This window comes from Azospirillum aestuarii, assembly GCF_016632405.1.
GTDB classification, from domain to species: Bacteria; Pseudomonadota; Alphaproteobacteria; order Azospirillales; family Azospirillaceae; genus Azospirillum; species Azospirillum aestuarii.
This window is the reverse complement of the sequence record NZ_JAEPIV010000055.1, coordinates 1-14,195: the sequence shown is the minus strand read 5'-3', so window position 1 is coordinate 14,195 and position 14,195 is coordinate 1. Positions and strand designations below refer to the sequence as shown.

The following is a 14,195-nucleotide window of genomic DNA, read 5'->3' as shown; positions in this document are numbered from 1 at the left end:
AAGGTGTTCAGGCTACCTGAACCGGAGGAAGGGCGCTGCGGGAGCCGAAACCTCCTCCCCTCCCCGAAAGGCTGTTTTTTCGGCGGTTTAACAAACCTTCTTGTGGGGCCTTAACAAGGATGACACGGAAACGGCATCGAACCCCGCCGGACGATCTCGACTAATCCTTTGAAACATAACGGAGAATTTCGATGGAGACGGAAGAGGAGGCGATGGATTCCGACTTCTTGAGGGGGCAGGCGTTTTGCGTGAACCAGTTGCCAAGTCTTGTTATTTTCGGGTGATCGGCAGACCGTAAAACATTGCTTTACAAGCACTTAGCAATCGCGACTTTCATCTTCGGCGGGTGCCTAGTCTTTTCGGATCCGACAATGTTGGCATGCTTCGGGCGGGGTCGGATTTTTCGGTTCGCCTAGGTGTCGCTCGACCCGACTCGGCGGTCTTGATCGCGCCGCTAGGCAGCCCTGACCAGTAGAGAAGCCGAAGTCGATAATGCGTATTCGACAGCTACCTTTGCGGTCGCACAGCGGTTTACTGCCCCGCTTTTGAGGCATATAAAGTCCCATTTCTCAACCGCGCATGGAGTTTCGCTGTGTCTGGTATCGGCAGTGTGCTGTCCGATGTGCTGGCGACGTCTCCCGTGGTGCTCGGAACTCTCGCCGGGACCACTGCCGCCGCCGTCATCTCGGGCGCGGGCTGGCTCACTGCCCGGCGCCGCGCCGCCGCTGCACAGACCGCTCAGATAGCCGCAGAGGCCGCCAGGTCGGCGGCGGAAGCCGCCCGGGCTGAGTTGGAGTCCGTCCCGGAGAGGACGGAGGCTGCCAGGGCAGCGTTGGAAGCCGCCAAGGTGGCGGAGGAAGCTGCTCTGGCAGAGTTGGAGTCCGCCCAAGAGAGGACGAAGGTTGCCAGGGCGGCGGCGGTAACTGCCCAAGCTGAGTTGGAGTCCATCCAGGAGAGAACGGAGTCCGCCAAGGCCGCGGCGGAAGCCGCCAAGGCTGAGATGGAAGCTGCCAAGACGGCGGCGGAAGCCGCCAGGGCCGAGATGCAAGCCGCCCAGGCTGAGACAGGGTCCGCCAAGTCGGCAACGGAAACAGCCCGGGCTGAGATGGAGTCCGCCCAGGAGAAGTTGGAGGTTGCCAGGACGGCGGCGGAAGCCGCCAGGGCTGAGATGGAAGCCGCCCAGCAGAAGGCGGTGGCCGCCTGGGCGGCAGCGGAAGCCGCCCAGGCTGAGATGGAAGCCGTTCGAGAGAAGACGGAGGTTGCCAGAGCGGCGGCGGAAGCCGCCAGGACCGAGATGGAAACCGCCCAGGAGAAGACGGAGGCCGCCCGTGCCGAAATGGAGGCCCACCACCGACTGGTCGTCGACCTGGACGTCAAGGCCGGGGCGCGCCGCGGGACCATTCAGGAACTCCTGCGTCAGGAGGCGGATCTGCGGGCCTCCTACACCGAGAAGAAGGCGATCTACGATCGGCTGTCGCACGAGGTCGCCGCGCTGGAGAACCGCCTCGACTTCGCGGAGCTCGGCATCTACGAGCCGACTTTCTCGTTCGGTACGTCTGCCGAGTACGCCGTCGCGCTGGAGACGAACAGGGCGTTCCAGAAGCAGATGATCAGCGACGAGAAGGCCCTCGTCTGCCCGATCGACTGGACGGTCGACGGCAGCGTCGCCAAGGGCAAGACCATGACCAAGCGGAACATCCGCCTGGCGTTGCGGGCCTTCAACAACGAATGCGAGGCGATCCTCCAGAAGGTCTCCTGGAAGAATTACGAGCGCATGCGCGAGCGCATCGAGAAGTCCAGGCAGGCCATCGACAAGCTCAACGAGAGCAACAAGATCACCATTACCGACGCTTATGTGAGCCTCAAGCTGGAGGAGCTCCGGCTCGTTCACGAAGAATCGCTGCGCAGGAAGCAAGAGCAGGAAGCCCTGCGCGAGGAGCGTGCCCAGGAGCGTGAGGAGCTCCGGGCGCAGCGGGAACTGGAAGCGGAGATCCGGCGCGCCGAGGTCAAGGAGGAGCAGCGCCGGGAGGCGTTGGAGGCGGCCAAGGCGGAATTGGAGGCGGCGACCGGCGTCGCCCACGACAGGTTGGTGGCCCGGCTCGGTGAACTGGAGCATCAGCTGGCCGAGGCGACTGCCGCCAAGGAACGGGCGCTGTCGCTGGCGCAGCAGACGCGCGTCGGCCACGTCTACGTGATCTCCAACATCGGCTCCTTCGGTGAGGGCGTCTTCAAGGTCGGGATGACCCGCCGCTTGGACCCCACGGACCGCGTCCGTGAACTTGGCGACGCGTCCGTGCCGTTCTCCTTCGACGTCCACGCGATGATCTTCACCGAGGACGCCCCGGCACTGGAGCGGAACCTGCACGCAGCCCTGGAAGCATACCGGGTCAACCGCGTGAACGGTCGCAAGGAGTTCTTCAAGGTGCCGTCGGAAACGCTGAAGGAGATCGTGCTCAAGCAGTTCCCCGATGTTGTTTATGTCGATCAGGCGGAGGCCGAGGAATACTATCGCTCGCTGCCGGGAGAGGAGATCATCGAACTGGCGCAGGAGCAGCAGGTCGAGGAGTTCCCGGCGTCGCTGTAGAACGCGGGGCCGCCGCGGGGCTAGGTGTGCTATCCTAGTCCGGCGGCGGCGCGGAGGGCCTGGTGAGCACGAAGCGGATGGAGATGGTCGGGGACCTGCTCCGGCACGGCGTCTACCTCCAGGTCACCTGCGAGTGCGGCCATGTCCGCCGGTTCGACGGCGCCGAGCTCCTGGAGCGGTTCGGCTACGGAGGGTCGGTGAGCGTCATCCGGCGCGCCAGCTACCGATGCACCCGGTGCAGATCCACCCGGGCGCGGACGGCTATCCTGCCCCACTCGGAGCGGTGACGCAGTACGGGTTCCCGTTCCATCACTGCACCGTCCTGGTGCCCTCGGCGCCGGGGAGCGGTCGCCCTTGTGCGCCGCGCGCCGCGACCAGCAGCTGCGGCCCGAGTTCCGCGACCACCTGCCGGAGGATGGTGCTGACGACCGCTTCAGCCGTCGCGTCGTCGATGGTTTCCACCTCGGCCTCGTAGACGCGCTTGAACGGCCGCACGAGCTTCACCTCGTAGACGACGAGCGAGCCGTCCGGGCCGCGCCGGATGATGCGAGCCTCGACACGGAAAGAGGGTTCCTCGGGGATCACGGCTCGTCCTCCTCGTTCACCACCGGGAGCGCCCGCCGCCGTCGCCGCCGATGACGGCGATCACCTGGTCGAGCGGCATGGCGACGACGATCTCGCGGCCGCTCGCGTGAATGACGGTCTCGGCGCCGTCGATGTCCGCGTCGGCCACCGCGCTCACCGAGCGCACGCACACGCGCCGACCGTCCAGGCCCCGGATGTGGACCCAGCCGCCGACCCGGCGCACCGGCGCGCCTTCCTCGTCCTCGTCATCCCCCGCGTAGACCACCGCCACCTCCCTGCCGTAGGCCGGGCCAGGTTACACCAAGGATTAAATGCCGTACAGTAGGACAGAAGTATTAGAACAAGGGACGCCGGTCCTTTCTGTAGTATCCTCATGTGAAACTTCCGCATGAGAAAACCCACTGTTTCCACGGTCCCTTGGAATGATCAGCCCAAGTCTTGCCTGGCGCGCCGCTGCCGGAGCAGTTCCCTGGTGGCCCCTTGGTCTCCGGCGGTGCAAGACTTCGGGTGCATAGGTTGACAAGGCATATGACTGCGCTACCTATACGGTGCGGCGAGCGACCGCCACCACTCCCTGTTTAGAAGAGAGGAGGAATAGCGCCATGTCCAACTATTCGAAAGCGGCGGTTCGTGCTGCCCTTGAAGCCGCCGCCGGTGTGGTCGACCTGACCCCCGACGAACTCGAACAGATCAGCATCGGCAGGACGGCACGGCCGTTCAGCGAGTTCCTGGGCGAGGAGCCGGGAGGGTATCGACCTTCGTTCTACGACATCGACAACAAGATCCTGGCGGATGCCTACGACGCCGGGCGCAAGGCCCAGGGCGATCCGCGCCGCGCCTTCCGAGGCTTCTAAGCGTCGTCTTCCGCCGCTCGTCGGAAAACACGTCTTCCCCGATGTCATGACAACGATTAGTTTCGTGGCACACCCTAACCCTTATGCGTGAGAAAGAAGAAAATGAGCAGCGGCGAGAAATTCCCGATCGGCAAGCTGGTCCGGCTGAAGTCTGGCGGTCCCGATATGACGGTCAAGTCCAAGACGGATAGCAGCGGCTACCTTTACACGCAGTGGTTCGCGGGCAAGAAGTTGGAGCAGGGCCATTTCCAGGTCGATTCCTTGGAGGAGGTTAAGCCCAAGCCCGAGGCCGAATGATGACGCCCGACACGGTAGCGGCTTGGATGCTTGCGCAGGTCAAGCGTGAAGGCTGCCTCTACCAGGACGATGTGGTGGACCACCTCGTAAAGGCGAAGAGGGAAGACCTGCTGACCGAAAACGCGGACGGCAATCAGGTGGTAGGCAAGGCAGTTCTTGCCGCCTTCCTGAAGCTGACGGAAACAACGGTGGTTTGGGTCAAGCCTGAGCGGTATTGGCGTTGGCGTGTCGCTGAGGATGAGCCATCGCGCACGGCTCGTGGTTAGCCCTACCATTCTACGCAGGCGGTTCGCGCAACACCTTCGCGAGGGGCTTGGAATGGACTGGTACGCGCTCTACGTCGGCGTCGGCATTCCGGCCCTGCTCGTGGCCCTGGGCTACGGCCTCGCGCTCTACGACCGCTGGGACCGGCGCCGCACACGGTAATCCCAGGGCCGTCGCCCGGCGCGCCCGGCCGACCTTGCGCACCGCCGGGTCGCTTTCCGGCGCCGTGTGGTCGAGCAGCGCCTTGGTCGAGAGCATGCGGGGGATTATAGGAGAGCCTGATCCGCGACGCCGATCAAATTTTGAGGCGCACCGCCAGGCTGGCCGTTACTGGTCAGTATGAGGACGTCAATCGGATTTCCCGCCTTCTCCTGCTTCTCGAAAATGAACGTGGCCTCCCACTCACTGATGTCGGCTACGCAATACTGGTGGGACAGGCACATACCGGCAGTGATGAGGTCGGAAGCCGGTGTTCTGGTCAGATCGACAAGTCCATCGTCCTGCTGTGCGCAATGCTCAAGCCAAGCGTAGACTGTCGATGGACCAACGACGTGGTCCGTGCCCTTGTCGTCCTGTATGAGGACGTATTTCTCGGCGGCTTTGATCTCGGTAATCAGAAGCGAGATCGGGGTGTCTCCAGGAAGAACGGGGATATTCTTGTAGGCCATGCCGCGCAGTGGCGCGCCGCCGACCGGCTTGGCACCAGGGGCGACAGGCTTCTCGCGCAGGACACTCATCACGCGGCTGTGGTCACGTACCCAGTAGGATGTTTGCTTGTTGCGAAGCCGGATTAGCCGAAGGATTTCACTGTGCTTCCTAGTCAGGTCCATTGAGGCGCCGAAAACCGGCTCATGATGAGATACGCGGTTTCTCAAGCTCTTGACGGAGATAGCGAGGAGCGCGACGTCGGCGCGGCCTTCGTGGCGCGCAAGGTTCGGTAGGACGGTGCGGAGATGTCTGTCCCATATATCGGCCTCGTAGTCCTGATGGAGCATGCCCACCCAAAACTCGAAACTCATGTTCGCTATTATCTGGTCCAGTGTTACGGCTTTCTGCTCACTCTGAATTCTGTTGACGGATTTTTTCACCGCCTTCTCAACGAAATTCAGTTGCTGACTCGGCGATCGGGGAATCGCTTTCAGACGCACGCTGTTGGGCCAGTTTGCCCCGAACTCGGCAATCAGTGCCTGATTGACAGCGTTGCGTAGCGTCACTTCGGCGATATGAAGCGGGAAGATCAGTGTTCCCGCGAGCCTAGCGTTCCACTTGTACAATTGAGTGGCGTAGAGTCGGTTTCGGCCAGCCGCTCGCATGTATGTGCCCATGCGTGGCGCTGACAGACTCAGCCAGAGGTTATCTAAAGTGGCTTCATCATACCTAAAATCTGCTTGACTCTTCGGCATCGGGACACCAAGTTGCGAGCACAGGCTCCTTCTGGCAGTGATGCCTTGGAGCGACAGACAGAACCCCGGGACAGGCGTGAAAGACCGCTCCTCCCGGGGTTTCGCTTTTATGAGCTACCGGAACCTGCCGGTCTACTCCTTTTTGGCGAGTAGGCAGCGCCCCGCGTCGGCAAAAAAGACCATGCCGCCATGTGTGGCAGCCGCAGGTAGACGCCCCACGATCACAGCAGCAGCTTGGTGACCTCGTCTAGCAGCGCCCGGCCGACCTTGCGCACGGCCGGTCCGCTCTCCGGCGCCGTGTGGTCGAGCAGCGCCTTGGTCGAGAGCATGCGCGGCACTACGGTCGCCAGCCGGGCACCCTCGGTGTCGCGCAGGAACGACGCCACGTATTCTTGCCGCGTGAACCGCTCGAACTCGTCCTTCCGCCCCGGCCAGCGGCTCAGCAGCAGCTTCACCGGCGTGCGCCGCTTGCTGGCCTTCAGGTGCGCCATGAGCCGCCGCCGGTCGTCCACCGCGACCTCCAGGTCCTCGGGCCCGTCCGTCACCGGCACGATCACCAGGTCGGCCAGGCCCGCCAGGGCCTCGTCGACGGCGTCCCGGTTCGCGCCGCCGTCGAGCACCACCAGGCTGCCCTCGGTTTTCGCCGCCTCCTCCATGATCTTGACCATCGCCGCGGCCGCCTGGTCGGGAGCGGTCGCCTGGAGTCCGAACAGCCAGTAGGGCCGCCCCTCGACGCTGGCCGGGGGCGTCGCGGTGCGCACGTCGGTCTGGACCATCACCGGCGCCCACCCGGCCAGACCGGCGGCCATGGCCAGTAGGTGCGAGCAGCTGGTCTTCGTGCTGCCGCCCTTGCGGCCGAGGAAGGCCACCGTCTTCATGGCAGCACCTTCTCGCCGCTCTTGCGGACCTGCTCGAAGGCGATGTCCAGCAGGCTGCGCAGCACCTCCGACGGCACCACCTTGCGGCCCAGCCGCCCGTACTCGGCCGCCGTGATCCTGTGGAGCTCGGCTAGGTGGTCGGCGCGGAACGAGAAGGTCTGGTTGACGAGTTCGACGTCGGCCTTCGGGCGCCCAGGCTTCCGCTTCACGGGGATGTCGTCGAGATCGAGATGGCGATCATCTACGGGCGGGGCCTCAACGACCGTCTCGACCTTCACCTCCTTGGGCTTGCCGGAACGGGTCCTGGCGGCCTTGGAGGGGGCAGGAGGCGCCTTCGCCTGCTCGGGGGCCTCGGGAGCCGCGGCGGGCGCCGGAGACGCTTCCTGGGGCGCTTGGCGGCTGTCCTGACCGGCGGGCGGCGTGTAGTCGTCCCGCAGGAAGGGCGGCACGCGGTCGTTTCTGGCCGGGGCGGCATTCGCCGCCGTCTTGGCCGGATCCGAGAACGCGGCCGCCAGGGCGCCGAACTGCGGGGGCGGGGTGGGCTTGGGCCTCTTGGGTTTCGTCATGGCACCGTTCCACGGTTTCCCATGGGGACATGAGCGCACTTCTCCCACGGGAAACCGTGGCGTGAGAGAACGCGAAAACGGCTCCATGGGCGCACTGCGCTCATGGAGAATTGTCGCAGTTTCACATGAGGAAACTTGGACCGGCGGCTACGCTGGCGAACGCTCAGATCCGGGGCCTTCCAGGGCTTCTCGCCCGATGAGATGCCCCCGTACCGGCTTCGCCGGGCCTGCACGCCAGCGTGACGGCCCGAAACTCCTGCGACACGGCGACATGGCAGCCGTTTCGCCGGGTCGCCCGGTTGTAGTTTCCTCATGTAAAATGTCAAAACTGGAACAATATCCTCATGCGATACGGACACCGTTTCGCATGAGGAAACCGATGGGACGGCGAACCGGCGGTTACGCTGGCGTGAGGCCGGAACCCAGGATTTCCGCCGTTCACGGACGACGGAAGGGGGCTTCTCAGGGGTGTGGAAGGCGAGCATACCCCCTCCTCAATGCCGGGCCGCGCGCTTGGCGGCCTTCTTCTCGGCCTCCAACCGGGCGTCGATGATCGAGCAGCCGTGGCCACGGTACGGGCAGGAATCGCACCCGGCGCAGAAGGCCGTCGCGTCCTTCTCGGGCGGCGGCACGTCGGCGTCGAGCGCCTGCATCAGGAAGTTCCGGCTGAACGGGTAGATGCGCAGGTTCTTGCCGTATAGCCGCTCCCGGCGCCCGGCCGACGCCGGGTCCACGATGTCCCGATTCCGCAGGGTACGGCCGACCCACTCCGGCTGTTGGAACTCGGGGATCTCCGTGGTCGACGTCTGGCCGAAGTAGGCATCTACCAGGCGCTTCATCTCCATGATGACGTGCGTCGGGCTGATCTCCTTGTAGCCCTGCTGCGCGAGCAGCTTGGCCGCCTCGTCCAGGATCTCCTCGGGGGTGTCCGGGTTCACGGTCGCCACCTTGGAGCGCGCCAGGGCGGCCTCCAGCCGGGCGGTGAGCACTGGGTCGCCCGCCAGCCGGGCCAGCACGCGCAGCGGGGCGGCGATCTCCTCCGACCGCTCCGACGCCGACGGGCAGACCTCAGCGTAGGTGTCCGCGATCTGGTCGACGTGGTCGAACGTCCATGCGTGGAGCTCGTCGCGCAGGCGCTGCACCTGGTCGGCGGGGATGGGCGTCAGGCCGACGCGCGTCTTGGCGACCGCCTCCGGCATCTTCACGGTCTGGATGCGGATCATGCGGCTGCCCAGGATGCTGTCGGCGCCCTGGGTGTTGTTGATGACCTTGATGCCGAAGCCGTTGAGCCGTTCCACCTTAAAGCCCCGGCTGGCGTCGACCCACACCTTGGTGGCCGTGTCCCGGTTGTAGCTGACCTTGAGCCACTGGATCAGTTCGCTGAAGCTGCCGCCCTCGCGCCCGGCCTTCGCGGCGATTCCCTCGAGGTCGTCCAGCACGATCAGCCCCTTGGTCTCGTGGATCAGGCGCGCGGCCGCCGCGGCGTTCACCTGGCCGACGATGGTGCCGTTGGCGGACATCTGCGCCATCATGATGCCCGCCGTGGACTTGCCGGTACCCGCCGAGCCGCACAGGAGGAGCAGGGGCACGGCCTGGAAGACGGCCTGGGAGTAGCTGGCGGCCGCGGCGAGGGCCAGGACGGCGTAGTCGTCCTCGTAGGGGAGCCACAGGCTGCGCCGGAGCGCCTCCATCACGTCGGCCAGGATGGCAGCCAGGGGCCGGTGCTTGACCTTCTTGCCCGCCTGCCGTTCGTCCAGCCACTTCGTGATGGCGGGCCAGGACCAGCTGGCCGACGCCGACGCCTTGGGCATGCTGTCGATCAGGGTGCCGTCGTTCAGCCGCATGACCCGCTTGTCGAGGGGCGTGTTCTTCGGCGCGGGCACCTCGACGGCGTGCAGCAGCTTGGCGTCCGAACGCACCACGACCGTTTCGATGCGCTCCACGGTGCGGACGTTGCCCTCCTTGTCGGTCTCGTGGGCCCGGATCAGCGTGTCGCAGGGGTAGTAGAGGTTGCCGTTGTGGTAGGCGCGCCCGATGTCGAGGGGCCGGTAGGCCAGGCGACCGAGCGGCACCTCCTTGTCCGCGCGCTCCTCCTCGATGCGGTCGGCGATCTCGACGGCGCCGGTCAGCGCCTCCTCCAGGCCGTCGACGTCCTCGCCGCCGTCGAACGCCTCGATCCACGACCGGCCCCGGGTCGGCGGCACGCGCATGACCGGCTGCCCGGCCGAGCGGCTGATCAGCAGCGCGGTCTTCTCGGCGCCCTCGCCGGGGCGGGTGCAGACGTAGATGGCCCTCCAGCGGTCCCAGAACTCGGCTTTGCGCCACTCCGAGGGCAGGTCGGCGTCCTGGGAGGAGGCGATCAGTTGGAGCCGGTCGGCGGCGGGGGTGCCCTGAAGCTCCTGCCACAGGCGCCACAGATCCGGCATGTCGAGGACCAGGACGGCGGACTGCTCCCTTTGCGGCTCGGCGTAGAAGGTCTGCGGGTCGCCGTTGGACCACAGCGCGCCCTTCGGGTTCTTCGTGACGCCGCGGATATCGGCCTTGCAGATGGTCGAGACCGGCGTGCCGTCGGCGACGCGCAGCGGGAAGGTCAGGGAATCCGCGTAGACCTTGCCGGTCTTCGGGCTCTCGTAGGGCTGGTCGAGGCCGAAGCCGAACCGCTCGACGGTCTCGGCGGTCAGGCCCAGCCGGGCGAGCCATTCCGAGGCCAAGGGGTTGTCTCGGAGGCGCTTGCGCCGGACGGCCTGCGCCTCGGCGTTCGCCTGCGGACGCTTCTGCTCGCGCTGCACGACGCCCAGGTTCTTCAGATCGCGCGGCCTGGCGACGCCGAAGTCCAGGCCGGACTTCAGGGTGGCGACGATCTCCGGCCTCGTCAGGCCGCACAGGAGGGCGGCGGTGGTCAGGCTGGCCTCGACCTCCGCGCGGTCCAGCACCCCGGCGCCGACGAAGCCGCCGAGGTTGCGGGCGGCCTCCACCAGGGTGACGTTCCGGATGCCTTCCGTGGCCGACGCGACCTTCCTGGTCTCGTCCAGGAGGGCCTTCTCGACGTACCCGGCGACCACGTTGCGCAGTTCGGGCGTGGGCACGCCGACCATCGTTGCGACGCGGTCCGCGGAGCGCCGGTCGAGCGCGTCGAGCAGGTCGTAGAGCCAGTCCGGCGCGTCGGCCGGGTCGAGGTCGTCGGGCCCCAGGCCGGGCGCCCAGGAGTACGCACGGCCGCTCTCGTGGACGGACGGGGCGGACACCACGCCGCCGCCGTCCGACCGGGTGTCCAGGCCGGGGCCGAGGCGCTTCACGGTGTTGCGCACGGTGCGGTCCGGCGGGTAGCGGAAGAACAGGTGGCGGCCGCCGCCGCCCGTACGGGCCTCGACGGTGTTGGGCAGGTCGCCGTGGCGCTCGATCAGGGCCAGCAGGGTGTCCTCGCCGCCGTCCTTGGCGTCGATGTCCAGGACCCAAATGCCCGCCGTGCGGCCCGTGGCGATGCCCACGTTGGCGAAGGCCCGGAACAGCCGACGGATCAGAGCCTCGTCGGTGACGGCGCTGTTGAAACCATTGGCGGCCTTGGGGTGCTTCCCCTTGTTCGTGCAGCCCGGCTTGCCGCAGCCACACTGGCCGTCGGCGTCGATGTCGTAGACGGGCACGACCGGCCATCCGCGGGCGGCGTACCGCAGCGCGGCGTCCAGGACGGGGGAGGTGGCGGGAAACTTCTCGACGGCGCCCATGACCCTAGCCTCCGAGCTTCCCGCCGATCCACGAGCCGTACCGGGCCAGGCCGTCGCCCGCCTTGAGATGGGCGTAGTTCTCCATCACGGTTTCGAGCTTGTCGTGGAGGATCAGCGCGACCGTCAGGTAGTCGCCCGGGTTGGCTTTCAGCCAGGCGGTGGCGGCGATGTGGCGGATGGCATGGCTGCGGAACCCGGCGGCCTCGGGGATGACCGTCTGGTAACGGTGCGTCGCCCTGTAGATCGCGTCGGAGAGCGTCCATTCCGTAAAGGCGGTGCCTTTGATCGTCACGAAGACGTTGTCGATCCGCCGGTCGCCCAGGAGTGCAGGACGATGCACCTCAACGTACTCCTCGATGCGCGCCCACAGCTCGGGCAGGATCTCGACGTCGTAGGCCGACTTGGCCGCTCCCCTCTCGTTCTTGAAGTTCTCCGGCGCGAACCGCAGCCGCCAACTCCCGCCCGAACGCTTGTAGAGGTTCCCGGTGTTGTCCGGCCTCCAAGTCATCTCACGGTAGTTCCGGTTCCGCAGCGGGTTGGAGACCATCATCCGCAGGAGCAGCTGGTCGCGGAACCACATCGCCTTCATCTTCGTCCCCTCGTTGGCGATGGGCCGGTCGAGTTCGTGTCGGCGGATGATCGAGGAGAGGATCGACAGCGGATCCGGGTGGTCGACGATGGGACGCAGAAGAACCTTCGGGTCGCGAGACTTGCGCGAGTTCCCCACCTCCGCCGCCATGTCGCCGAGGACGGTGTGGCGCTCCGCGCAGACCGCTTGCCATTCCTTCATGCGCTCCTGGTAGATGGCACTCTGCGACGGCTGGCGCCCGTCCACGGGTTCCCATCCCATGTGCTTCCAGGCCGCTTCCGGGTATTGCCACAGGAAGCCGTAGTCGGGCCGGATGAGGGCGCGGATGTGGCCCATCACCAGGGCAGACTGGCCGGATTCCCCCCCGGTGCGTTTCGTTCGCCACTCCAGGAACTCCGAGACAAGGGGCGGTTCGGTGATCTGGCAGAAGTCGAGTTGGTCGGGCGCGTAGCCCTTTCCCGTGTAGCTCGGCACGAGTTCCGCGACCTCCTCCGGCGTCAGCGGATACCGCGTGTGCCGTCGGATGTAGTCCGCGGCGGCCGCCTTGGAGGATGGGAGCGTGAGCCAACCGAAGAAGGTGGTCACCACGTCGCGGAAAAGGTCGGCGGTGGCGCACTCGTCGCCGATCATCCTCCACTTGGCCTTCTTGGACCGCCTCATCGGCTTGCCATCGCCGGTGTAGCCGGGGAAGCGTTCCGTCTTGAAACGCAGGTGCCGCTCCATGACGTCCTCGATCCCGGGCGGCAGTTCCTGTAGGCGGAGGGGTACCGCCGTCAGGTTGCGGGCGTCGGCCACGGCCGCCGTCGGCATCGCTCGCCTGCTGCTGGCGACCTCGACCACCTCCCATCGGTGAAGCTGGGACAGCACGGTGCCTTCCGGCAGGCCGAACACGGCGTCGAGCCGCTTCAGTTGCGGCATCGTCTTGTGCGCCTGCCCCTTCAACCCGTACGGCGACGGCACAGCCCACCCGGTGCACCATCGACCGAACGTGCCGAGCGGGATGTTGGCCTGCCTGGCGACCTCGTTCTGCGACTTTCCGGTCTTAGCAATGAGCGCCTTCAGGTACGCGGAGAAAGAGCCGCTCTCCGTCGCGGCGGCGACCGCCGCCATCTGGACCGCGGTCTGGTGCCAGTCGACGAGGCGGCTCTTCATGCCGAGCAGGGTGGCGGAGGCCAGATTGAGGGGGTTCTCCTCGATCAGGACCCGGAGGTTGTCCTTGAACGCCAGAGTCATGCCGGGAACGAGGGGGGACGAGTCCGAGAGGCCCGTGGCCTGCATGAACTTCGCGAGCGCCGTCTTGTAGTTCGGCCAACTGCTGGCGCTGGTGGCCTTGACGCGCCTCTCCTGCTCGGCCTTGAGGTCAGCGATCGTCGGCATGGCGACGGCCAGACTTTCCTTGCGAGCCGCCCCCGGCGCCGGGACGGCGCCGACCGTGAGAGTGTCCATCCGTCCTTCCCCCTAACCCATGAGGACGCGCGGCGGCGTGCGTGCGGTCCGTTGACGCACGTCCTCGGATGCCCTAGATTCGGGGGACTTCCGCGGCCAAACGGAATTCCCCCACCAGGGGCTGCTTCGGGCGCCAGTTCCAGCTGGCGCCCGAAGTCGTTTATGCCTGTGGCCGGAACAGGTCCGGCTGTTCGTCGTCGTCCTGCTTCCCCAGCACTCCCTCAAAGATCAGCTTCTCGATCGCCCGGCGCGTCGGCTTCAGGTTCCGGCTCGGCGCAGACGTCTTTTCCAGGTACCCCTTCGCCACAAGCGGATCCACGAACGGGGCCGCCGTGGCGGTGCGCGACGAGGCTCCCATCCCGGCGGCGATCTCGCGCTGGGTCGGGCCGTACCTGTGGGCACGCCAGAACCGGACGACCCAGGTGAGGGCCTCCATCTGTCGCGCTGTCAGGAACGGTAGCTCCTCGTCAAGCTCCACGGGCGTGGCGCGCTTGGCCGTCGGCATTCGTTTCCCTGTCGGACTCAATGTTGACACCAAACAGACTGCCATCCTGCATACCTCCCTGTCACCCCTTTCCGACCAGGCTTGGGCCAGGCTGTAGGATGTTCCCGATACGTTCTGGTTGTCAACGCGCTAAAAAGTTGGGCCGCCGCCCGACCCGAGAGAGGTACTGGTTCGCGCGCCGCTGCCGGTTCACGGCCCGACAACACGTTGGCAAATCAATGGTTTGGGAGTGGACCAGAGGGTGGACCAGGGGGTACCGGATAGGAATCCCTGGTGCATGGAACTGGTTCAGGAGAAGGTGAATCTGGTTCAGGTTCTGGTTCATTCATTCTCTTAATACAAACAACAACATAGACGATCCACTCCGGGTTACCGGACCGGAGCCGGTTCGTCCCCTGGTTCACGGAAACCGTAGGTATTGCAAGGTGTTCAGGCTACCTGAACCGGAGGAAGGGCGCTGCGGGAGCCGAAACCTCCTCCCCTCCCCGAAAGGCTGTTTTTT

At 65.9% G+C, this 14,195-nt stretch carries 13 protein-coding genes; 5 read left to right on the top strand and 8 right to left on the bottom strand.

The genetic code is table 11. The features are described 5' to 3' along the window. The first annotated feature begins 592 nt into the window (after window positions 1-592). Window positions 593-2,584: an SNIPE associated domain-containing protein gene (locus JJL56_RS34000; protein WP_200487762.1), complete on the top strand. Its 1,992-nt coding sequence runs from the start codon at window positions 593-595 to the stop codon at window positions 2,582-2,584. 62 nt (window positions 2,585-2,646) lie between these two features. After that, window positions 2,647-2,871 (top strand): hypothetical protein, encoded by a 225-nt coding sequence (locus tag JJL56_RS31675; protein WP_200487761.1) that lies wholly within the window; start codon window positions 2,647-2,649, stop codon window positions 2,869-2,871. 22 nt (window positions 2,872-2,893) lie between these two features. On the opposite strand, the gene JJL56_RS31670 is transcribed toward JJL56_RS31675, so the two are convergent. Beyond that, window positions 2,894-3,169 carry a hypothetical protein gene (locus JJL56_RS31670; protein ID WP_200487760.1) on the bottom strand — a complete coding sequence of 92 codons (276 nt, stop codon included), beginning with the start codon at window positions 3,167-3,169 and terminating at the stop codon, window positions 2,894-2,896. Window positions 3,170-3,185: 16 nt separating this feature from the next. Next, window positions 3,186-3,434 (bottom strand): hypothetical protein, encoded by a 249-nt coding sequence (locus tag JJL56_RS31665; RefSeq protein WP_200487759.1) that lies wholly within the window; start codon window positions 3,432-3,434, stop codon window positions 3,186-3,188. A gap of 337 nt (window positions 3,435-3,771) precedes the next feature. Here JJL56_RS31665 and JJL56_RS31660 point away from each other — a divergent pair, with 337 nt between their 5' ends. The 3 genes from JJL56_RS31660 (at window position 3,772) to JJL56_RS31650 (ending at window position 4,586) form a co-directional block, all read left to right on the top strand. Beyond that, the gene (locus tag JJL56_RS31660; RefSeq protein ID WP_200487758.1) at window positions 3,772-4,023 is read left to right on the top strand and encodes a hypothetical protein; all 252 of its coding nucleotides are present in this window, start codon (window positions 3,772-3,774) and stop codon (window positions 4,021-4,023) included. Window positions 4,024-4,125: 102 nt separating this feature from the next. Beyond that, window positions 4,126-4,320: a YodC family protein gene (locus JJL56_RS31655; protein ID WP_200487757.1), complete on the top strand. Its 195-nt coding sequence runs from the start codon at window positions 4,126-4,128 to the stop codon at window positions 4,318-4,320. Then, window positions 4,317-4,586 (top strand): DUF6953 family protein, encoded by a 270-nt coding sequence (locus tag JJL56_RS31650; protein WP_200487756.1) that lies wholly within the window; start codon window positions 4,317-4,319, stop codon window positions 4,584-4,586. The genes JJL56_RS31655 and JJL56_RS31650 overlap by 4 nt, the downstream gene beginning before the upstream one ends. Window positions 4,587-4,850: 264 nt before the next feature. Here JJL56_RS31650 and JJL56_RS31645 read toward each other — a convergent pair whose 3' ends face one another. From JJL56_RS31645 to JJL56_RS31620, 6 genes are all read right to left on the bottom strand, one after another. Further along, window positions 4,851-5,858, bottom strand: coding sequence for a hypothetical protein (locus JJL56_RS31645; RefSeq protein ID WP_200487755.1), 1,008 nt, complete (start codon window positions 5,856-5,858; stop codon window positions 4,851-4,853). Between the two features lie 350 nt (window positions 5,859-6,208). Beyond that, the gene (locus JJL56_RS31640; protein WP_200487754.1) at window positions 6,209-6,865 is read right to left on the bottom strand and encodes a hypothetical protein; all 657 of its coding nucleotides are present in this window, start codon (window positions 6,863-6,865) and stop codon (window positions 6,209-6,211) included. Next, complete coding sequence (locus JJL56_RS31635; protein WP_200487753.1) at window positions 6,862-7,431, bottom strand: hypothetical protein; 570 nt, start codon at window positions 7,429-7,431, stop codon at window positions 6,862-6,864. The genes JJL56_RS31640 and JJL56_RS31635 overlap by 4 nt, the downstream gene beginning before the upstream one ends. Window positions 7,432-7,925: 494 nt before the next feature. Further along, the gene (locus JJL56_RS31630; RefSeq protein WP_200487752.1) at window positions 7,926-11,153 is read right to left on the bottom strand and encodes a bifunctional DNA primase/polymerase; all 3,228 of its coding nucleotides are present in this window, start codon (window positions 11,151-11,153) and stop codon (window positions 7,926-7,928) included. A gap of 4 nt (window positions 11,154-11,157) precedes the next feature. After that, entirely contained in the window at window positions 11,158-13,188 is a 2,031-nt protein-coding gene (locus JJL56_RS31625) for a site-specific integrase (RefSeq protein ID WP_200487751.1), read from the bottom strand. Window positions 13,189-13,348: 160 nt separating this feature from the next. Further along, a complete protein-coding gene (locus JJL56_RS31620; protein WP_200487750.1) occupies window positions 13,349-13,693 on the bottom strand; it encodes a LexA family protein in 345 nt (114 codons plus the stop codon). Between the last annotated feature and the right edge of the window lie 502 nt (window positions 13,694-14,195).